The 20,253-nt window shown below is 51.4% G+C and carries 18 protein-coding genes and 1 pseudogene; 10 read left to right on the top strand and 9 right to left on the bottom strand.

The features are described 5' to 3' along the window. A pseudogene (locus tag B5D40_RS16500) lies at positions 1-282 on the top strand (hypothetical protein); the annotation flags it as partial. A gap of 931 nt (positions 283-1,213) precedes the next feature. On the opposite strand, the gene B5D40_RS08200 reads toward B5D40_RS16500, so the two are convergent. Genes B5D40_RS08200 through pdxS form a run of 3 tightly spaced genes read right to left on the bottom strand, consistent with a single transcriptional unit; the run spans position 1,214 to position 5,004 of the window. Beyond that, the gene (locus B5D40_RS08200) at positions 1,214-3,514 is read right to left on the bottom strand and encodes a fibronectin type III domain-containing protein (protein WP_078776537.1); all 2,301 of its coding nucleotides are present in this window, start codon (positions 3,512-3,514) and stop codon (positions 1,214-1,216) included. Between the two features lie 20 nt (positions 3,515-3,534). Continuing rightward, the gene (gene pdxT, locus B5D40_RS08195; protein WP_078776536.1) at positions 3,535-4,125 is read right to left on the bottom strand and encodes a pyridoxal 5'-phosphate synthase glutaminase subunit PdxT; all 591 of its coding nucleotides are present in this window, start codon (positions 4,123-4,125) and stop codon (positions 3,535-3,537) included. Beyond that, positions 4,126-5,004, bottom strand: a complete 879-nt coding sequence (gene pdxS, locus B5D40_RS08190; RefSeq protein ID WP_078776535.1) for a pyridoxal 5'-phosphate synthase lyase subunit PdxS — start codon at positions 5,002-5,004, stop codon at positions 4,126-4,128. 138 nt (positions 5,005-5,142) lie between these two features. On the opposite strand from pdxS, the gene pdxR reads away from it, so the two are divergent. The 5 genes from pdxR to B5D40_RS08165 all read left to right on the top strand — a co-directional run bounded on the left by pdxR (position 5,143) and on the right by B5D40_RS08165 (position 11,170). Further along, entirely contained in the window at positions 5,143-6,561 is a 1,419-nt protein-coding gene (pdxR, locus tag B5D40_RS08185; protein WP_078776534.1) for a MocR-like pyridoxine biosynthesis transcription factor PdxR, read from the top strand. A gap of 956 nt (positions 6,562-7,517) precedes the next feature. Then, positions 7,518-8,651: a tyrosine-type recombinase/integrase gene (locus B5D40_RS08180; protein WP_078776533.1), complete on the top strand. Its 1,134-nt coding sequence runs from the start codon at positions 7,518-7,520 to the stop codon at positions 8,649-8,651. A gap of 303 nt (positions 8,652-8,954) precedes the next feature. Further along, a complete protein-coding gene (locus B5D40_RS08175; RefSeq protein ID WP_143394310.1) occupies positions 8,955-9,533 on the top strand; it encodes a hypothetical protein in 579 nt (192 codons plus the stop codon). A 52-nt stretch (positions 9,534-9,585) separates the two neighbouring features. Next, positions 9,586-10,560 (top strand): fibrobacter succinogenes major paralogous domain-containing protein, encoded by a 975-nt coding sequence (locus tag B5D40_RS08170; RefSeq protein ID WP_078776531.1) that lies wholly within the window; start codon positions 9,586-9,588, stop codon positions 10,558-10,560. A gap of 52 nt (positions 10,561-10,612) precedes the next feature. Continuing rightward, positions 10,613-11,170: a hypothetical protein gene (locus B5D40_RS08165; RefSeq protein ID WP_078776530.1), complete on the top strand. Its 558-nt coding sequence runs from the start codon at positions 10,613-10,615 to the stop codon at positions 11,168-11,170. Between the two features lie 356 nt (positions 11,171-11,526). Here B5D40_RS08165 and B5D40_RS08160 read toward each other — a convergent pair whose 3' ends face one another. From B5D40_RS08160 to B5D40_RS16110, 6 genes are all read right to left on the bottom strand, one after another. Further along, entirely contained in the window at positions 11,527-12,171 is a 645-nt protein-coding gene (locus B5D40_RS08160) for a TetR/AcrR family transcriptional regulator (RefSeq protein WP_078776529.1), read from the bottom strand. Next, a complete protein-coding gene (locus tag B5D40_RS08155; RefSeq protein WP_158222050.1) occupies positions 12,168-12,752 on the bottom strand; it encodes a DUF4405 domain-containing protein in 585 nt (194 codons plus the stop codon). Before B5D40_RS08155 ends, B5D40_RS08160 begins: the two co-directional genes overlap by 4 nt. A 43-nt stretch (positions 12,753-12,795) precedes the next feature. Continuing rightward, positions 12,796-14,175 (bottom strand): flavodoxin, encoded by a 1,380-nt coding sequence (locus B5D40_RS08150; RefSeq protein ID WP_095849443.1) that lies wholly within the window; start codon positions 14,173-14,175, stop codon positions 12,796-12,798. A 40-nt stretch (positions 14,176-14,215) separates the two neighbouring features. Next, positions 14,216-14,743: a flavodoxin gene (locus B5D40_RS08145; protein ID WP_078776527.1), complete on the bottom strand. Its 528-nt coding sequence runs from the start codon at positions 14,741-14,743 to the stop codon at positions 14,216-14,218. A 176-nt stretch (positions 14,744-14,919) separates the two neighbouring features. After that, positions 14,920-15,573: a hypothetical protein gene (locus B5D40_RS08140; RefSeq protein ID WP_078776526.1), complete on the bottom strand. Its 654-nt coding sequence runs from the start codon at positions 15,571-15,573 to the stop codon at positions 14,920-14,922. Continuing rightward, positions 15,570-15,707 (bottom strand): hypothetical protein, encoded by a 138-nt coding sequence (locus B5D40_RS16110; protein WP_158222051.1) that lies wholly within the window; start codon positions 15,705-15,707, stop codon positions 15,570-15,572. Before B5D40_RS16110 ends, B5D40_RS08140 begins: the two co-directional genes overlap by 4 nt. A 19-nt stretch (positions 15,708-15,726) precedes the next feature. Here B5D40_RS16110 and B5D40_RS08135 point away from each other — a divergent pair, with 19 nt between their 5' ends. From B5D40_RS08135 to B5D40_RS08120, 4 genes are all read left to right on the top strand, one after another. Further along, a complete protein-coding gene (locus B5D40_RS08135) occupies positions 15,727-17,364 on the top strand; it encodes a fumarate hydratase (RefSeq protein WP_078776525.1) in 1,638 nt (545 codons plus the stop codon). A 102-nt stretch (positions 17,365-17,466) separates the two neighbouring features. Next, a complete protein-coding gene (gene hisH / locus B5D40_RS08130) occupies positions 17,467-18,093 on the top strand; it encodes an imidazole glycerol phosphate synthase subunit HisH (protein ID WP_078776524.1) in 627 nt (208 codons plus the stop codon). Further along, a complete protein-coding gene (gene hisF / locus B5D40_RS08125) occupies positions 18,087-18,872 on the top strand; it encodes an imidazole glycerol phosphate synthase subunit HisF (protein ID WP_078776523.1) in 786 nt (261 codons plus the stop codon). Before hisH ends, hisF begins: the two co-directional genes overlap by 7 nt. Next, on the top strand, positions 18,869-20,251 hold the full coding sequence (locus B5D40_RS08120) for a TldD/PmbA family protein (RefSeq protein WP_078776522.1): 1,383 nt from the start codon (positions 18,869-18,871) through the stop codon (positions 20,249-20,251). Before hisF ends, B5D40_RS08120 begins: the two co-directional genes overlap by 4 nt. The last annotated feature ends 2 nt before the right edge of the window (positions 20,252-20,253 follow it).

Here is a 20,253-nt window from a genome sequence, read left to right as displayed (position 1 = left end):
GCGACTTACTACCAGAAGAAAAAGGCTCACAAGCTTTTTTGCAAGAGGGCTGGCATCGAGCCTATCAACGGCCACCTGAAAAGCGACCACCGCATGGGTCGCAATTTCTACAAGGGAATCTTTGGCGACATGCTCAATGCAAAGCTTGCTGCGGCAGCGTTCAACTTCAAGAGGGCCATGAGGCGCTTTTTTGCCCTGTTGGAATGGCTATACTGTTTTTGCCTTCTGTGGAACGGAATGAACAAAAAATGCGAACGTCCTTATCTTGCGTTCGCAAAGTGACTTTTTAAGGGCTGACTATATAGTGACATATCCAAAGGATCGCAGAGACAGAATATGGACATTAGCCCAGTTTGTTCAGTATGTAAAATCAATAGAGGGAAAATAAGATGGATATAAAAAGCCCGGAGGAACCGAAGCAGATAAGATTGTGACAAGATTCTCCTTTGAGTGCTTTGGAAACTTCCCTTCCTTGCTTTTCGCAAAAATATTCACGGTCAAAATTTTTAGACCTTTCTTTCTGACTCCTACCCGCTACCCACTATTTTTTAGTCGCGACGATTCGCTGTAAAAATCGCTTAAAAATTTGCGCTACCGGCGAGGATGCGTGAAGAAGACGGTGAAAAATTTCCTGTTTTAAAGTGAAAGCTTGTTTTGAAACGGGGTCTCTGATTCGGGAAGGAAAAGCTTGTTCAGGAATGGATTTCTTGTTCGGGAAAGGAATGCCCGCCGGAGTTTCGGTTTGCAAAGACCGTTCAACATCAAAAGGAATTTTTGTTCCGAATAGGGATTCATTCTTTGTGAAAACGCTCGCTTTTGCATAGCGATTCTTTGTTTGAATTGAAAAAAGCTCCATGTTTAAAAAATTTTGAAAATTATGGAGAATCCTCCACGAAATACCCACATTTTGATTTTCCCACGTGTGAACTTCTTATCGCAAGATGAACTCTTTTTAAAGTGGGGAACTTTCTTTCACAAAGTGAATTTCCCTCGCAGCCTGTGACAGTGCGCATGGGTACTTTTCCAATTTTCAACTAACCACTGATCGCTAACCACTAACGGCGTGAGGCATGCGGAGGGTGGGAAATTTGCTGCCGGGAAATACCGAGCCAGTGCGAAGCGCCGATTGAAAGCAAAAGCAAGGCGATCCTTTGAGCCTTGCGAAGCTGTAGCCCGTAGCTCGCCGACCCGCCAAAGCGGGGCACGCCCAGAATCAGTTCGGATAGGCGCAGCAGCGATAGGAGATGGACGCGTCCGTGTAGAATGCCGCAGACCCTTTGTATTTGACGGATTCGCCGGTGAAGAAGACCGCTTCGGTTCGGATGGGTTCGTAGGAAAGGTTTCCCGCCAATTCCTGCAACCATTTGTCGCCGCCTTTTTGATATTCCGAGAGAGGGGCGTAGTCTTCGCCGAGGGAATCGCCGTCCGCGGTCGATACTTTGAATATCTGGATGGAGTCGGTGAAGTCTTTCAATGTCAGGATCTTATACAGCGTCCGGCTCGTGTCTGCGGTATAGCTGGTATCGACTTTGGAGCCTTCGCGGTAAAGATAGACGGAGTCCTGCGTGTAACCGGCGCGGTATCGGTTCGGCAGGGAATAGGTGGTGCACTTGGACAGGGATTCCCGTGAAGCTCCCGTGTAGTAAACGTAGCTGGATCCTCGGAGAACGTAGAGCAGCGTGTCCGAAGGGCCGAGCGTCCATTCCTGGAATGCGCCGGAAAGGTTGCGGATGCCGTCGGGGCTTGTGCAGAGCTTGTTTCTTTTTTTCGGGTCGGTTGCGGTCGTCGAATCGCCTGAACCCACGCCGCAGCTTTTATACAGAAATTCGCCAGCCGAAAAGTCGCCCTCTTCGATGAGTCCGTAGGAGCTTCTTCCTTGCGCCATGCAAGCGGCTTTCCAGTCGGCGGTTTTGCAGAGGGAAACGGTGAATCCTTCGGCGGTCATGCTTTCGCAGCCGGCAACCGCTTCGTTAAAGAGAACGCCGTGGGCGAAGGTGGAGTCGGAATCCATGTGCTCGAATTTTTCCATGCAGAATCGCGTGGAGTCGTCGGTGCGTACGGGGACAAAGCCTTCCGGGCAATTCAGGTCGGCTTCGGGGCCTTGCGATACGACGATCGTGTCGGTCAGGGCCTTGGAGTAGTAGCCGGAAGAATCCATCGAGCGGATGCGCAAAATCAGAGTGTCGCCGGGGACTATCCAACGGATCGTGTCGCCGACATAATCCCCGGTTGTGGAAACCTTCATCGAGTCGCCGTCCAGTGCGTAGGAGCGTGTGTATTTTTCTTCGGAAAGTCCGCCCGCTCCAGTGGCCACTTCCCAATCGCTTCCGTTCCAAAGGTGGATTTCGTAACTTTTGACATGCCTGAAGCAAACCCCTTCATAGCAGGATGCCGGGTAGTGGAGAATCGAATCGGCGACGATGCCGCTGGTGTCGGAAAGCGGGTCGGCACTGCGCGCCCAATAAATGAAAATCCGGTTGGAGTCAAGCCGGGCGGCGGATGGATCCGTGGAATCGGAGCGAAACCAGAGCCTGTTCGGCATGAGGGGCGGAACGTTGTCCGTCGTCATGAAGAGCTGATTCGTCTCCACGGAACCCGTGCCGGACGGATTGCCCGCGGAATCCCAGGCGATAATGCCGATAGTGTAATTGCTTTCCGGCTTGAGTCCTTCGAGCACCATGCGGAAGCGGTTTGCGCTGTCCGATAAAAAATCAAAGCCTTTTCCGTCCAAGACGGCGAGGCGCAAATAATTTTTGGAAGATTCTGCGCGGCTCGTGGTGTCTATCCACAGGGAATCATGGGTAAAGCGGAATCGGTGGTGGCGTTTCCACAGGGTGTTGCCCAGCGAATCGACTTTGCCGTCGTGCGAAATTTTCACCTTGATATTCCGGATGTCCTGGTTTTCGTTTTCGGACCAGAGCAGAATGTTGTAGCCCGCGATAGGCCCCGAGAGGCTTTCGGGAACGTAGTAGTCGCGCTGGTCTGTGGGGCGAGACCAGTCGATGGCGGCTCCGGTCGTCCAGACGGAATCGGTAATCGTAATGAGTGAGGGGGGCAGGTCGTCGCCAAAATGGATGAAAATATGCTGGATGTCGCCGGAACGCTGCCCGTCACCGTAATCGCACCAGATAGAAATGGAGAGGCTGTCCTGCTTCAGGTAATCTTGGACGTGCGGTGTCAAATTCAGCGTGTCGTAAAGTTTTTCTTCGCCTTTAAAGGAGACCTTGATGGAATGCTCCGTGGCTCCGCTCGGGACGCTCGTCGTGGAATCGCCCACATAAAGGGTATCGACCCAGATATGGAATTGCTTTAGGTTTTCCGTCTCGATGGGGATGCGCCAACGCAACTGGTAGCAAAATTTAGACGTGTCATTGTTGCCGGGGCAGCGGCGCAAAATGGAGAGGTCTTGGACGGCGCGTTCAAAACCGTAGTCGTCGGAAGAGGAATCGGCAGAACAGGCGACCGTCAGGAAGGCGAATGCAAAAATAGCCAGAAAGGAAAGTAAAAAACGCATCGCAAACAAGATACAAAAATCTAGGCGTTTTCAGAAACCATCGCCAGGAAGTGCCTGTGCAGACGTTCGTCCGCGTTCAATTCCGGATGAAACGAAATGGCCAACTGATTTTTGTAACGGACGGCGACGATGCGGTTTTCCACCCGGGCGAGGATTTGCACCCCTTCGCGGACGTTTTCCACAAAGGGTGCGCGGATGAATGTCATCGGGATTTTTCCGACGCCATCCATTTCCTCTTCTACAAAGAAACTGCCCAGTTGGCGACCGTAGGCGTTGCGCTGCACGGTGACGGGAAGAGTCCCGAAGTAAGTTGCGCTGTCGTTGCTCAGCGTTTCCGCCAAAAGGATAAGTCCCGCACAGGTTCCGAGTACGGGCATCCCTTCTTGAATCCGCTTTTGCAGGGGAAGGAAAAGCCCGAGGTCTTTCAGTAGCTTTCCTTGCACGGTGCTTTCTCCGCCGGGAAGAACAAGCCCGTTAAAAGGTCCGTCCAAGTCTTTCAACTGGCGGATTTCAAAAGCGTCTGCGCCGATTTGGGAAAGCATCTGAACGTGTTCGATGAATGCGCCCTGCACCGCCAGAACGCCTATTCGGGGGATTTTCCCGGAACCCATTTACTTGCCTCTTTCCGCCATAAGCAGGGAAATTTCCTGTTCGTTGATGCCGACCATTGCTTCGCCCAAATCTTCCGAAAGTTTGGCGATAAGCTTGGCGTCCTTGAAGTTTGTCACCGCTTGAACGATGGCGGCGGCGCGCTTTGCCGGATTTCCCGATTTGAAAATGCCCGAACCGACGAAAACGCCTTCGGCTCCGAGCTGCATCATAAGAGCCGCATCGGCCGGAGTCGCCACACCGCCCGCGGCAAAGTTCACCACCGGAAGACGCTTGTTGTCGTGCACATATTTCACCAGTTCGTAGGAAACCTGCAATTCCTTTGCTCGGTTGAAAAGCTCGTCTTCGCGCATGGACGAAATGCGGGCGATTTCCTGATTCATCAAGCGCATGTGGCGGACGGCCTGCACGATGTCGCCCGTTCCCGGCTCGCCTTTGGTGCGGATCATCGATGCGCCCTCTTCAATGCGACGGAGCGCTTCGCCGAGGTCTTTGGCTCCGCAGACAAACGGCACTTTAAACTCGTGCTTGTTGATGTGGAAAACGTCGTCGGCGGGGGAGAGTACTTCGCTTTCGTCGATGTAGTCGATTTCAATGGCTTCGAGAAGTTGCGCTTCCACAAAGTGTCCGATGCGGCACTTTGCCATGACGGGGATGGAAACGGCGTTCTGGATGCCCTGAATCATTTTCGGGTCGCTCATGCGGGAAACGCCTCCTGCGGCGCGGATGTCGGCGGGAATGCGCTCGAGTGCCATCACGGCGGCGGCACCGGCTTCTTCGGCGATTTTTGCCTGTTCCGGCGTGGTCACGTCCATGATGACGCCCCCCTTGAGCATCTGGGCGAGATTCTTGTTCAATTCGTAGCGGTTTTCGGTAGCCATTGTGTTTTCTCCTTGAAATCTGCGGAAAATTCCGTTTTCATCCCGTAAATTAGTTTTCTACTTGACCTTTTGAAATGTTCAAATTTCTATTATTTCGATACGGCCAGTTTATGGCCAGATTGAAGTCACCGAGGTGAAATGCTATCCTACGAAATGAAAAATTCGGGCGACGAAAGCCTCTACCATTTTCTTTACCGCTCCATCCGGAACGATATTCTGGCGGGGCGCCTCGAAGCCGATCAGAAATTGCCGTCCAAACGCCCTTTTGCAAGGCAACTCGGGGTGAGCGTGGTGACCGTGGAAAATGCCTACGCCCAGTTGCTCGCCGAAGGCTTTATATGGACGCAGCCCAGAAAGGGATTTTTCGTGTCGGCAATACGCACGCCCAAAGAATCCGTGCAAAAACAGCCCGCCTTGCCCGAATCGCGTGAATCCCGGGAAGAAAAAAGCGAAGCGCCGACAGAGCTCGTGGCGAATTTTGCCGACAACCAGCTGGAAGAATCCAGTTTTCCTTTTTCGACCTGGGCGACCATTGCCCGGCGGGTGCTGGGCGAACGGCAAAGGGATTTGCTCAAGCGTTCTCCGCACTGTGGCATTCGGGAATTGCGGGTGGCGATTGCGAAAATGCTCTTCGATTTTCGGGGGCTTTCGGTGGATCCGGAGTGCATTGTAGTCGGCGCGGGCACGGACTGCCTTTACAGCTGGCTCGTTCAGCTTTTGGGATTCGATAAAAAATATGGCGTCGAAGATCCGGGCTACAGCAAAATTTCCAAAATTTATCGCAAGCTGAACGTCGTCTGCCATTTTATTCCGATGGATGAAAACGGCATTCGCATTGACCAGCTGGAAGAAACTTGTACGGATGTTGTGCATATCTCGCCGTCGCACCATTTTCCGACAGGCAGGGTCATGCCGATCAGTCGCCGTTATGAACTTTTGGGATGGGCGTCCAGATCCAGCAACCGCTATATCGTGGAAGACGAATACGACAGCGAGTTTCGCATGGTAGGGCATCCGATTCCTTCGCTGCAGAGTATCGACGTTCAAGAAAAGACCATTTACATCAACTCGTTCACCAAAACGCTGGCTTCGACGGTGCGCGTCGGCTATATGGTTCTTCCAAAATCGCTGGCCCAAAGATTCCGAAATGAATTTTCGTTTTACACTTGCACGGTTTCCAATTTGGAGCAGTATGTGTTGGCGACATACATCGCGGGCGGTTTTTATGAAAAGCACATCAACCGAATGCGAAATTTTTACCGCGGGCGTCGGGATTTTTTGATAGAGGCCATTCGGCAAAGCCGCTTGAAGGATTTTGTGGAAATCGCCGGGCAGGATGCGGGACTGCACTTCATTTTAAAAGTGAAGACCGATTTGAAGGACGAAGATTTTTGTGCGCTATTGCGGGAAAAGGGCGTTTTTTTGCGGGCACTTTCCGATTATTATGCCATTTCCGAGCCTTCCAGCCATGAATTTGTGGTCAATTATTCTTCGGTGCCGCAAAATAAAATCCCTCTGGCGGTTCAAAAAATCGCCGAAGTTTTGAAGCTAGGATGATGTTTTTCGGGTAATAATTTTCTTGAGGGGATGTCTTTTTCCAAGAGGGAAGTTGGGAGAAACGGCTGTCTGCCGTTTTTCGCATTTTGGAGCTTCGACTAAACGAACAAAGCCGTCTTTTCGCCTTTTGGGGTTTCGACTAAATGAACGAAGCCGTTTTTTCTGCTTTTTGGAGCTTCGACTAAATGAACGAAGGCATCTTTTCGCATTTTGGAGCTTCGACTAAATGAACGAAGGTATCTTTTCGCATTTTGGAACTTCGATTAAATGAAAAAGGCATTTTTTTTGTTTTTTCTGGCTTTGACTAAATGAAAAATACCTGTTTCGATGCAAAGTCGGCCTTTGTCAAATGGAACACAAGTTATCGCCAGCGGTACGTCATTGCGAGCAGCGATAGCGGCCCATGAGCCTTGGAAGCTCTGCTTCCCTTAGGCGAATTGTCCCTTTCAGGGATACTTCAACTATGGAATCGGAGATTCCAAGTTTCAGGGATGCAAAGCCGTGGCAATCTGCGCGGGCATCCCGTCATTGCGAGGAGCAGAGCGACGTGGCAATCCTTGGCTGGCTTCCCGTCATTGCGAGCAAAGCGAAGCAATCTTGGCTGCGTGAAAGGATTGCTTCTACACTTCGAGTATAACTCCACTAAGGTAACAAAGTTACCAAGTGTCGTATATCCACATAGAGGATAACTCCACTAAGTCAATAAATTGACAAGTGTCGTATAACCCCTCCGGGGTTCGGGGTGACGGTCGCTTTCAAACGTGGCTGATTTTCTCCTTGGCGGGCGCACAATGACGGAGCAACCCGAACCAGCATTCCGTCATTGCGAGGAGCGTAGCGACGTGGCAATCCAAGCCAGCGGCACGTCATTGCGAGGAGCGTAGCACCGTGGCAATCTGTTTCTTTTTCGAGAATTTTTTGCAAACTTTGCACCGTCATACAACAAAGGAGACGCCATGCGGTTCAAGGAAGCGGCAAAAAAGTGGTTTGAAAAGAAGTGTGCGAGTTGGAGCGAGAGTTCCCGGGCGAAATACGGGAATATTCTGCAAAAGTATTTGCTGCCGTATTTTGGCGAAGTGGAGCTGGTCGGTTTTGATTCGGATCTCGTGCGAAATTTTGCGGAGCGCGCTCTCGGAGATCTTGCGGTTTCGACGCGGCGTTTCGTGCTGGCGACCTTGCAGCAGATTTTGAAATCGGCACTTTCGCCGGAGGATTTTAGTGCGCTGGATTTTCCCCACACTGGGGCGACTCGGAAAGGGGAAGCGGTTCCCCTCTCGCCAGAGGAACTGGCCGCGCTGATTGATGTGTTGGAAAAGAACGAAAATCCGAAACTGGAAAATTCGGCCCGGAGCCTCTTGCTGATCGCTTTCACCGGGATGCGTCTGGGGGAAGCCTGTGCCCTGAAATTTTCGGATTTCGACTTTGTACGGAATACCATTCGGATTTATGGTACGCTGGAACGCTTGCCCAATGAAAATGTCGCCGATATAACGAAGGAAAGGCGAGAAATTGTGAATGCCTCAAATTGGAATGCGCCGGGAAAATTCGGGAAAGGCAGAACTTTTAACCAGCCTGCGGAAACGGAAACCCGCGAAAATATAAAGCCCCCGAAGACCATCCGCAAGCTCTGCCCGCCGAAAAGCGAAAGCGGCCACCGGGAAATCCCCATCCCGGAAAATCTGCTCCAATGGCTGGAAAAAATGGCGGGGGAAAATCCCTCGGAATCCTTCCTGGTGAAGTACGACCAGCGGACATTGCAGAACCATTTCAAGAAGTTCCTGAAGGCGGCAGGAATTGCGGTGGACGCCCACATCCACACCCTGCGGCACAGCTTCGCCACCCACGCGCTGACTTCTAACAAGGACCTGAAAACGCTCTCGGTACTTCTCGGCCACGCCAGCACGCACACCACGCTGGATTTTTATGTGCACCCGACTTTCGAGAGCAAGCGGCGCGTGCAGGAAGCGTTCTGGGAGTTCGTGAAGAACCCGAAGCGGGCGCAAAATCAAAGCGGGCAAATGAATGGCGGATATTGGAACGAAAGTTTTGGAAAATCGGGAGGTTCCGGGCGCAAGCCGGTCCGGCAGTGAATTTCGCAGAAGTGCGCTTCTGCGAAAGCTTTCATTAACAATAAGCAAAATATAAGTCGGATTTGTGAACTTGTCAATACGCAAAGGATAAAAATTCCTACCGGTTCTTTGCAAATTTGACGGAAATCAACTCCGAGGACTTGAATTCTAACCCCGGCGAGCGGATTTCCCTGCCGGAAGTGTTCCAACCCGTCCCCTTTTTGCTCGGTGGCGGCTCCGAGTCGGGAAAAAGCCGTGTGCAAAGCCTCTTCCCAAGATGTTTTTTTCGCAGAAGCGCACTTCTGCGAAAAAGGGAAATCCATCATGGCACAAGTAAATCGAATTCCAATAGCCCAGTTCTTTCAGGACTTTTGGCAAGAAGGTGTGGACACCTATAAAGAACTTCAAGATTATTATCAGTCTTTGCCAAATATCGACACCGCCATTCGGGAAGCCTGCTTTTTCCATAACAAGAAGGACAAACTCGAACCTCACCAGTACAGAATTCGAAAAATCGCCAAGCAGGCGTTTTTTGAGAATGTCAGTAAAATAAAAAAGGCGATTTTAAAGTGTCAGGATTTTAAGGGCCTTCATGACCTTTTGGAAAAGTGCAAGCCGAAATATCTCGGTCCTCTGGCTATTTATGATGCCGCCCTTCGCCTTGGAATTTTTTTACAGAAACAAAATCCAAATTGCAATTTTGAACCGCAGGAGGTCTATTTGCATCGTGGGACAGAGGAGGGCGCAAAGAAGTTGATGAAACTGAGAGTCTTGAGTTTTTCTAAAGCGAAGATTCGTCCCGTTTCCGATTTCTCGTGGCTTTGTCCCCAAAGGGCAAACGATTCAAAATTTGCTCTTCTGGTGGAAAATTTTCTTTGCGTAAAAAAATCGCTTTTTAGATAGCAGGCAAATTGCTCCCTCCGAGACAGGACATTTATTTCAAAAAGGACAACAAATGAACATCAGAAAATCCATTTTTGCATTCACTATTTTGTCGGCTCTTTTCCTAGCCGCCTGTGGCGACGATAGCGGTTCTTCAGCCAGCGGGAACGCCATTCCTGAAGCGGACCCCAATGCAACCCTAGTCTCTCAGGTTCCTGTGGGGGACGTTTACTCGGATCTGACCGTCCGCGATGCAAACGGCAATGTGGTGGGCGTATTCGACCCGAACACAGGCTACATCACGTTGAGCGATGGAAGAGTCGTGACAATGGACGGTAATTCGGTTTTTGAATCGTCTTCCAGTTCGTCGTTAGAAAAAGTAAACTGGCAGTATTTGAATCCGAATATTGCTTATGGCACGTTCACGGATTCCCGCGACGGGCAGGTTTACAAGACCGTGACCATTGGAACCCAGACATGGATGGCGGAGAATTTGAACTACGCTTATTTGCAGCCAACAAGTACAGAAGATTCCTCCAGCTTCTGCTACAGAAACGAGCCGGATTCCTGCGCCAAATATGGAAGACTCTACACCTGGGCTGCTGCCATGGACAGTGCCGGAGTCTTTAGCGATGGCGGCAAGGGCTGCGGCTACGGCATAAAGTGCTCTGCGACGGAACCGGTTCGCGGAGTCTGCCCCGAAGGTTGGCACTTGCCCAGCGATGCAGAATGGAAGGTTCTGATCGAAACTGTTGGCGGTGAGGATGTCGCTGGAAAAAAGCTCAAGTCCACTGGCGGCTGGGTCGATTATGAAGGAGAAAGTGGCAACGGTACGGACGAATACGGCTTTTCCGTGTTGCCAGCGGGCTTCCGCCTTGGCGATGACTATTACCGCAACGCCGGCAAGATCGCGCACTTCTGGAGGTCTACGGAGGGCCGCAGCGGCGACGGTGCGTACAGCTGGTACTTCTTCTACGAGGACGAGCACGTGCACTCGTATTACAACTACAAGGACCTCGGGTGTTCCGTCCGTTGCCTCAAAGATTAAAACACTGGGAGCTAAATCATGGCAAATAAAAACTCAAAAAAAGGAGAACAATATGCACAATGGTGAACAAGCCTTAGAAAACTTGGAAAATCTTGTTGCTGATTTTCAGAAGGAGCCGATATGCGTTCAAGTTGACAGTGGATATGGCTCCCTAGATCTGGATGGTGTGAAAGAGAAAGCCGCTTTCGCCAAATGCAAAAAGGAAAACGGTTGGAAAAAACATGAGCATCAATATCGCATTCCAAACGATGTCCTGAAGCAGGTTTACAAATGCCTGAAAGCGTGGGACGCTCCAAAGGAATTTGCCGATTTTGACGAACTTTACAAGGAACTCGAAAAAAGGATAGGTAACCTGGAAGGAGTCGGTTCGCTTATGCTTTATGATACAGCTCTTCGCTTTGCCAAGTATTACAGGTTGAAACCGAAGCAGGTTTATCTTCATGCTGGTGCATACGAAGGCGCAAAATTATTGAAGTCAAAGGGATTGCTGAATGCTCCCTTGGCACGGACGCTACCCGTCAACGCTTTCCCTAAACCGCTACAAAAACTTGGTGCGAAGGAAATAGAAATTTTTCTATGCACACGGAAAAATCAAATAGCGGGCGTGTAATTCCGAAATTTCCCCGGAATTCTCGATGGAATTGCAGAACGCCGGCGCATATATCGTCCGCATAGGCAAGGAAATTCAGAAAATCCGCGTGAAGTAATTTTCGGCTAAACAACCTTTCAAGCCTCCGGGATTCACATTCAACCCGGAGGCTTTTTTGCATTTCAAAGCGGCAGAGATGCCGCTCCCCAATAAACTCTAACAACTGAAAATCAATCCCTGCCCTTCGACAGGCTCAGGGACCGGTTGTCGAACTAGTCGAAGCACACCAACCACTAATCCCTGCCAGCGTTTGGCGGTGCGGCTTTGCAAACCTTTATTTTCTGATCAGGCTTTTACTATCCTCTGAGCACGAAGCGTTACCGGCCCAGCACCCATTCCACTTTCATCAGAACCAGTTCTTTCATGTCGGCGTTGAAATCCGTTTCGGGTGCTTCGATGCCGATTTTTTGCAATGCTTGAAGAATCAGGGGATTTGCATAGCAGCAACAGGCGATAGAACTGGCGTATAAAAGAATATCCAGCAGAAGTTTGTATGCAATATCTGCGCGGATGCCGAGCATTTCGGCAAGGCGATTCCGAAATGCGTAAGCTTTGTCGTAGTATTTCTTTTTGAAAGCGGCGAGCCTTTCTACGGTGACATTGGTTTCGATGACGGGATTGAGATAGGCGACGTAGCGAAGGTAATCCTTGTGGGCGTTCAAAATTCCCGCCCAGATTTCGGCAATGATTTCCGGCGAAAAATGGTTGCCTTCGGGAAAGGCCGCAAGCAGGGTATCGAAATAGGACTGCATTTTATCGTTGGCGATGTCCAGAATGATTTCTTCCTTGGTCGTCGCGTATTTATAGAGATTCGCTCGCGACCAGCCCAGTTTTTGGGCTATCAGCGTCAGGGTGATTTCGTGGTAGGGTACGTTTTCAAAAAGTTCCGCGGTAACGGTCTTGATTTCGTTCCGGCGAGAGTCCTTTTGATTCTCGCTGCGTGCCCGGATAAAATCGTTCATGGAGCTTTCTTCCTTTTTCCAAAAAGAGAGGCAACGCCGATCATTCCCGCAGTCATTCCCAGCAATTCGCCAACGCACTGGAACAGGTTTGTCGCCGACCTTTTCCACATATTCATCTGGAAAAGGTAAACGTAAAATTCGCTGTGAATCGCGCAGGAGAGTCCTAGTCCCATGGAAAAAATGACGAGGGAAATGTATGGGATTGCGGGCAATTTGCCGAGGGTCCGCTTCAGATGAATTCCCAAATGGAAGCCCATTACCAGAAATCCCCAGCTGCAAGAAAACGTGTGCAGCGGGCGACTCCAAGAAGTCATTTGAATGGAGGAAAATTCAAAAATGGAACCGCTCATCATCACGCTGGAAAACGCCATCAAAAGCATCAGAAGGAGCAGCAGCAAATCGGTCGTGCAGAGCAAGATGCGCTGGCGGTTGAAATGCCCTTTGGGAAGGGAACGGAAAAATCCCGGATTCAAAAAATGGTGGACGAGAAACAGAAAGAAGAGCGCGATACCCAAGCAACCGTGGGCATACAAATCTCTCGTGAACTCGTGGGACATCAAAAACAGAAAGTCCGCAAACATCAGGACGTCTATGAAAATTTTGATTTTCTTTTTGATGCCCATTTTACAGCCCGCTTTTTTTGACCCAGCTTTCCAGCCGGGATTCCAGATCGCTTCCGCCGCCGTAGAAAAATTCAAAAGGAAGTCCCACATAGCTTTGCGGAAGGGCTTTGTTCAAGTCGCTGACGCTATCACCGTAGCGCGTTCCACCGTGGCTCGAAAAACTGATGACCGTTTTCCCGCGAAAATCGTAGCTTTCGAGGAATGTCATGACGGGCATGGGCAGGGTCGCCCACCAGGTCGGGTAACCCAAGAGGATCACGTCGTATTTTTTCATGTCGGCGATTTTGGTTTTCAGCGGCGGGCGGGCACCGGCGTTCAGGTCTTTTTGACTCGCTTCGTAAATGCCGCCTCGATAGGGCTTTTGCATTTCGATTTCCACCAGATCCACATTGGCGTTGCCGTGTTTTTTTCGGAGAATTTTGTTCAGGTGTTCCGCTGCGCTTTCCGTGTTTCCGGAATAGGAAAAATAGGCGATGAGGATTTTGGGATTTTTCGGAATCTGGATTTTGGCGATTTCCGAGTCGTATCGCGTTTGGATATTTTCCGAATCGAAGATTGCTGAACGGGCGATGCGGAATCCCAGATTTTCGTCGCTGTCCTGCGGGTTGGTCGCCGAACGGTAAGCGGAACGCAGATGCTTTCCAAAATCGTTGAAGGCGCCGCCTCGATTCACCCGATAAATTCCCGTTTTCGCTCCAGCGGGGTTCGCAGAATCCGAAGCGTCGTATTCTCCGTAGAAATCGAACACCCATTCGCTGACGTTGCCGTGCATATTGTAAAGCCCGAAAGCGTTCGGCTTCAGGGAATTGACGGCTATCGGCTTATTGCGGACTTTTCCCGTGACGACGTTTTTCTCCGTGTGGTGCATGTAGTTTTCTTCAATCAGGTAAGGATAGCTTCCTTGGTAGTTCGCGTCTTCTACATGGTTCCAGTTCCCGGTGTTGAAAATGGTCGTCGTTCCCGCCCGGCACGCGTATTCCCATTCGGCTTCCGTCAAAAGCCTGTAACCGTTGGCGTTGCGGTTAAAGAAAACGTCCTTTCCCTGGAGCGTATAGACTTCTTGCAGGCCTTCGGCTTTGCTTTTCAGGTTGCAGTATTCCAGCGCATCGAAATAGGAAACGTTCTGGACGGGGAGCGATTCGCCCTTGTACGTGCTGGGATTTTTCCCCGTGATGCGTTCGTAATCTTTTTGCTGGACTTCGTAGGCGTCGCAGTAGAAATCGTTCACGGTGACGGTGTGCTGTTTTTCGTCCGCGTTGCGCTGGCGCTCGGTCGTGGGGCTGCCCATTACAAAAGAGCCGCCTTTGACCAGAACCATTTTACTTTCGGCAAAAACGGCGGAATAAATTCCCAACAGGGCGAGGATGCAGAAAAGTTTCATGAAGCGTTCTCCGTTCGCATTTCGAGATGGGGAACCCGAATTATTTCAGCAGCTTTTCGACGAATTTTTTGATTTCTTCGGCACTTCCGCTGGTAAAGTCCTTGCCGCCTTTATAAATGCTGCCTTTGGCGTATTTGCAAAGGTCCGTGCCGCTTCTGCCGAGTTCGCTTCCGCCGCTCGTGACAAGGGCGACGACTTTTTTTCCGTTCAGGTTGTTCTGTTCTACAAAGGTGTAGAGGATTTTGGGCGCAAGTCCCCACCAGATGGGATAGGCGAGAATGACGGCGTCGTATGGGGTCAAGTCCACTTTGTTGGCAATCGCCGGGCGGCTTTTCGGGTCGTTGCTTTCGATGGAGCTGCGGGATTTGGAATTGTGCCAGTTGAGGTCGTCGGAAGAATAGGTTTGCGCCGGCTGGATTTCGTGCAGGTCTGCGCCGATGGCTTTGGCTGTTTTTTCGGCCAGGGCTTTTGTGGTGCCGGTCGCGCTGAAATAGCATACGATGGTTTTTGCTGAAAGGGAAGTGGAAAGGATTGTCGCCATGAGAAATGCTCCTAATAGTTTGTTCATTTCGAGCCTCGTTTAGGTTAAGTGACGAAGTGTTCCTTAAATATATTCCTTTTTTAGCAACGCGTCAATGCTTATTTTAAAAATAAGCGACATTGTGAAACTTATTTTGGGCGGCTAGATACAAAAAAGCCGTCAACATAAAATGTCGGCGGCTATCATGCAAAATGAAATAGGGATTAGTCTTTGCCGGTAAAGATGATGACCAGCACGCTGGCGATGAAAGCGGCGCTCACAATCAGGAATTCCAGCGGGTTTTCCATGATGGTCTGGCCGGCGGTGCGCGGTTCGCTGCTGGCTGGGGCCTGTTCGGTTTTTGCGGAGTCAGCAGGAGCGGCTGCGGTGGAGTCGGCTGCGGCTACAACGGATTCTACCTTGGCGGAATCCGCGACAGCTTGCTTGGCGGTGTCGGCAACAGCGGCTTTGGCTTCAAGAACTTCCGTCGTATCGGTTTTTGCGGAATCCGCTTTAACGGAATCGACCGGTGCTGCGGCAACGACTTCTGCCTGAGTTGTATCGGCCTTGGCGGTGTCCACTGCGGCAGTCTTGGCGGAGTCGGTTGCGACCGGAGCATTTGCCTGCGCAGAATCGGCTACGGCTTTGGCTGTAGTGTCGGCTGCCGCTACAGGAGCGGCTTCCGCAGCTGCGGTTTTTGCGGAGTCCGCCTTGGCTTCGACCTGAGGTGTCGAGTCGGTTGCGGCAGCGGGAGCTGCGGCTTCAACCTTTTTCGTGGTGTCGGCGACGGCTGCTGCGGCTGCGGGTGCTGCAGTTTCTGCTGCGAACGCAAAGGCAGAGAGCACAAGAGCTGCGGCGAGAGTTTTCTTGATTGTCATTGTTTTGCCTCACTATAAATAAAGTGCTTGGCAGCCAAGCTGCCCATTTCATCCAAAAAGATAACTCTTCTTGGGGAAATGCGGTAATTTTTTTTTCTCAAAATAGCGAAAATTCTATTTTCTAGCCGTTCCATTCTTCTTATAGAGGTTCTTATGGCATTTCAATATGAAGCGACCGTTCAGCACGGTAAAGATACCACAGAATACGTCTGTCTTGGAAAGGAGGGCGTTTCCGTTGCCGAATTTGAAGGCAAGAAAATCCTGAAAGTTTCCAAAGAGGCTTTGACGAAAATCGCTCAGGCCGCTTTTGAAGAAGTCGAATTTTGCCTGCGTCCCGCTCATACGGCTAAGGTCGCGAGCATTCTCCAGGATCCGGAAGCCAGCGACAACGACAAGTTCGTCGCCTTGACCATGTTGAAAAATGCGGTGGTCGCTGCCAAGGGGATTCTTCCGTTCTGCCAGGATACGGGAACGGCGATTTGCGTGGCGCACAAGGGCCAGCAGGTTTGGACCGGATTCGACGACGCCGCAGCGATTTCCGAAGGCATTTACAACGCCTACACGACAAAAAATTTGCGCTACAGCCAGATCGCTCCGCTTTCGATGTACGAAGAAAAGAATACCGCCTGCAATTTGCCCGCCCAGATCGATATTCACGCAGAAGAAGGTGCGGAAATGAAATTTCTCTTTGTGGCCAAAGGCGGCGGCTCGGCGAACAAGACGTATTACTGGCCGATGACGAAAGCGCTCCTCAACCCGAAGTCCTTGGAAAAATTTTTGGCGGAAAAAGTGAAGACTCTCGGCACGGCGGCTTGCCCTCCGTACCACTTGGCGATTGTTATTGGCGGAACCAGCGCCGAGATGAACACGCATACGGTGAAGCTCGCCAGCTGCGGTTACCTGGACGACATTCCGACGACGGGTTCCGAAGGCGGGCGCATTTTCCGCGATCTCGAAATGGAAGAAAAGGTTTTGCACATTTGCCAGAAGACCGGAATCGGCGCGCAGTTCGGCGGCAAGTATCTGGTGCACGATGTCCGCGTTATCCGCTGCCCGCGCCATGCGGCGAGCTGTCCGGTTTCTATCGGGGTAAGCTGTTCTGCGGACCGCAACATCAAGGCGAAGATTGACGAAAACGGGCTCTGGCTCGAAAAGATGGAACACCATCCGGAAAATTACATTCCGGCGGGGAATGCCGTGAATCTGGCTCCTGCGGTGGAAATCGACCTGGACCGTCCGATGAAGGACGTGCTTGCGGATCTTTCCAAGTATCCGGTCAAGACCCGCTTGAATTTGAAAGGCACGATGATTGTCGCCCGAGACATGGCGCATGCAAAGATTGCGGAAATCTTTGACAAGCAGGAACGGGGCGAAGCCTTGTCGGATATGGAAAAGACGGTTCTTCAAGTGGTTTCCGACCATCCGATTTATTACGCGGGCCCTGCCAAAACGCCAGCGGGAATGCCGACCGGAAGTTTCGGCCCGACGACGGCGAATCGCATGGATCCGTATGTGATGCGCTTCCAGAGCAAGGGCGCGTCGATGATCATGGTGGCAAAGGGAAACCGCAGCCAGGAAGTGACCGACGCCTGCAAAAAATACGGCGGATTCTTCTTGGGTTCTATTGGCGGACCGGCAGCGATTCTCGCCGAACAGAACATCCTCTCGAACGACGTGGTGGCATTCCCCGAACTCGGCATGGAAGCCATTCGCAAAATTACCATCAAGGATTTCCCGGCGTTCATCCTCGTCGATGACAAGGGAAATAATTTCTTTGAAGGCTTGATCTGATGTAGGATTGCCGTTCCTTTTGAATGCAGCGCGGGCGCGAAATTTTCGCTCGCCCCTGCATTTTGAAGGCGGTGATTTTCCTGAATTCATTCTGGAATTGATATGGAACGTTTTATTGTTGTGGATTACGATGCCGGCAACTTGACTTCGGTTCTAAATGCCTTTGCGCATTTGGGCGTCGCGGTGAAGGCTTCCCGAGACCCGAAAGAAATCGCCGAAGCGGACAAGCTGGTCTTTCCTGGGGTGGGAGCCGCGAAAAGCTCGATGGAGACTTTGGAAAAAAGCGGAATCGGCAGAGCGATTTCTCAAGTTGTCGCGCGAAAATGCCCGGTTCTTGGTATTTGCATCGGCTGCCAGATTATTTTGGAATCCAGCGAAGAGGACGGCGGCGTGAACACGCTGGGACTGATCGGCGGAAAGGCTGTCCGTTTTCGGGAAGAGGCGGGGATCAAGATCCCGCACATGGGCTGGAATCAGGTGCATTTTTTACAGAGGCATCCGATTTTCGACGGCATTCCCGACGACAGCGATTTTTACTTTGTGCATTCCTTCCATCCGGATGAAATCCGTGCGGAAAACGCGCTTGCGGAAACGACCTACGGTTCGCAGAAATTCGTTTCGGCGCTGGGCTGCGAAAACCTGGTGGCGACGCAGTTCCATTTGGAAAAAAGCGGGGATGTCGGCTTGCAGGTCCTGAAAAATTTTAGCGCATGGAGCGGAGTATGCTAACGAAGCGTTTGATCATCTGCTTGGATGTCCGAAATCGCAAAGTGACAAAAGGCGTCCAATTTAAAGGCAATGTGGATATCGGCGATCCGGTAGAACTCGGAGCCAAATACAGCGCGGACGGCGTAGATGAACTCGTCTTTTACGACATTACGGCTAGTGCGGAAAATCGTCCGTGCGACTTTGACATGGTGAAAGACATTGCCAAAAACGTGTTCATTCCTTTTTCCGTCGGCGGCGGGATTCGCCATTTGGACGATATGCACCGTGTTCTTTTGGCGGGAGCCGAAAAGGTGAGCGTCAATAGCCTTGCCGTTTTGCATCCGGAAATCATTTCGGAAGGCGCAAAGGCTTTTGGCAACCAGTGCGTGGTTCTTGGCATGGACGCAAAGCGCGTCGGCGTTTCGGAAAAAATTCCTTCCGGCTACGAGATTTATATCAAGGGCGGCAGAGCGGCTACGGGCTTGGATGCCGTCGAGTGGGCGAAAAAGGCGGAATCGCTCGGCGCGGGGGAAATCTGCCTGAATGCGATGGATACCGACGGCGTTTGTAATGGTTACGAACTCTCGATTACGGACAAGGTCGCCAAAGCTGTCGGCATTCCCGTTATTGCGTCTGGCGGTGCGGGAAAACCGGAACATATCGCGACTCTTTTTCAAAAAACAGCGGCGGATGCCGCTCTGGTCGCGAGCATGGTACACTTTGGCACTTATTCGGTTGCGCAGATCAAGGACGATATGCGGAAAGCGGGCGTTCCCGTAAGGATGATGGGAAAACGATGAATCGTGATGTAGCAGAATCGATTTTGGAAATGGGTACGCAATCCGGAGCGGACTACGTGGAAATCTTTGAAGAAGAGACCAGACAGTCCTCGCTGGCGTTGAAAGACGGCAAGATTGAAACGGCGTCCGCAGGGACGGAGTTCGGCATCGGCATCCGCCTGATTTTTGGGACGGAAGTGCTTTACGCCTACACGAGCGACGAAAGCAAGGACTCTCTGCTGCAAATGGTAAAGAACCTCGCCTTTGGACGTGGACAGGCAAAGTCTGCGGGGGCGCCGCATTTTGAACCGCGGGTTTCTCCGTTTGGTTTTGAATATCCCGGATTTATGGACCCGAGAGCGCTGGGCAATTCCTACAAATTGGATTTTTTGCATTTGGCGGATTCCAGTGCCCGGAAGGTTTCTGATAAAATTTGCCAGGTGACCGCCAGTATTACGGATTCCTGTTCGCACATCCACATTGTGAGTTCCAGCGGAATCAACGTGAGCGATTTTCGTTCTCATACCCGTTTGGGTATCAATGTGACGGCGGGCGAGGGCTCGGAAAAAATCGTTTCCCGCGAAGCTCCCGGAGCGCTTGCCGGTTATGAATCCCTGGAAAAATTCGGCGTTGGCGATTTGGCAAGAACAGCCGCAGAACGTTCTTTGCGAATGCTCGCTGCGGGGTATATCCAAGGCGGGAAAATGCCCGTCGTGATGGGACCGGGCTTTGGCGGCGTCATTTTTCACGAAGCGGTCGGGCATCCTTTGGAAACCGAATCCATCCGTCGCGGAGCAAGCCCTTTTTGCGGAAAGTTGGGACAGCGGATTGCCAACCCTTGCCTTTCGGCCATCGACGACGGAACCATTGCCGGATCGTGGGGAAGCGTCGCAGTCGATGACGAGGGCATGAAATCGGAGCGCACGGTCCTGATTGAAAACGGCGTGTTGAAAAATTATATGTCGGACATGGTCGGTGCCAAGGAAGTCGGGTGCGCACGTACGGGAAGCGGACGTCGGGAATCGTACAAATACGCGCCGGTGAGTCGGATGCGGAATACGTTTATCGCTCCGGGAAAAGATTCTTTCGATGCGATGATTGCCTGTGTGGATCAGGGGCTGTATGCGGCCAAAATGGCGGGCGGATCGGTGAATCCGGCGACGGGGGAATTCAATTTTGCCGTTGAAGAGGGCTACGAAATCCATCATGGAAAAATCGGACGCCCGGTTCGCGGGGCGACTCTTATCGGCAAGGGCGACCAGGTGTTGCAGGGAATTTCCATGGTCGGCAGCGATCTATCGCTTTCGGCGGGAGTCTGCGGAGCTTCGTCGGGATATGTTCCCGTGACTGTCGGGCAGCCGACGATCAAAGTGGATTCCATTCTAGTCGGAGGAAGATAGCC

The organism is Fibrobacter intestinalis (assembly GCF_900167415.1).
In the GTDB taxonomy this organism is placed as follows: domain Bacteria; phylum Fibrobacterota; class Fibrobacteria; order Fibrobacterales; family Fibrobacteraceae; genus Hallerella; species Hallerella intestinalis.
Note: the sequence above shows the minus strand (reverse complement) of the source record. Positions and strands in the feature narration are given on the sequence as shown.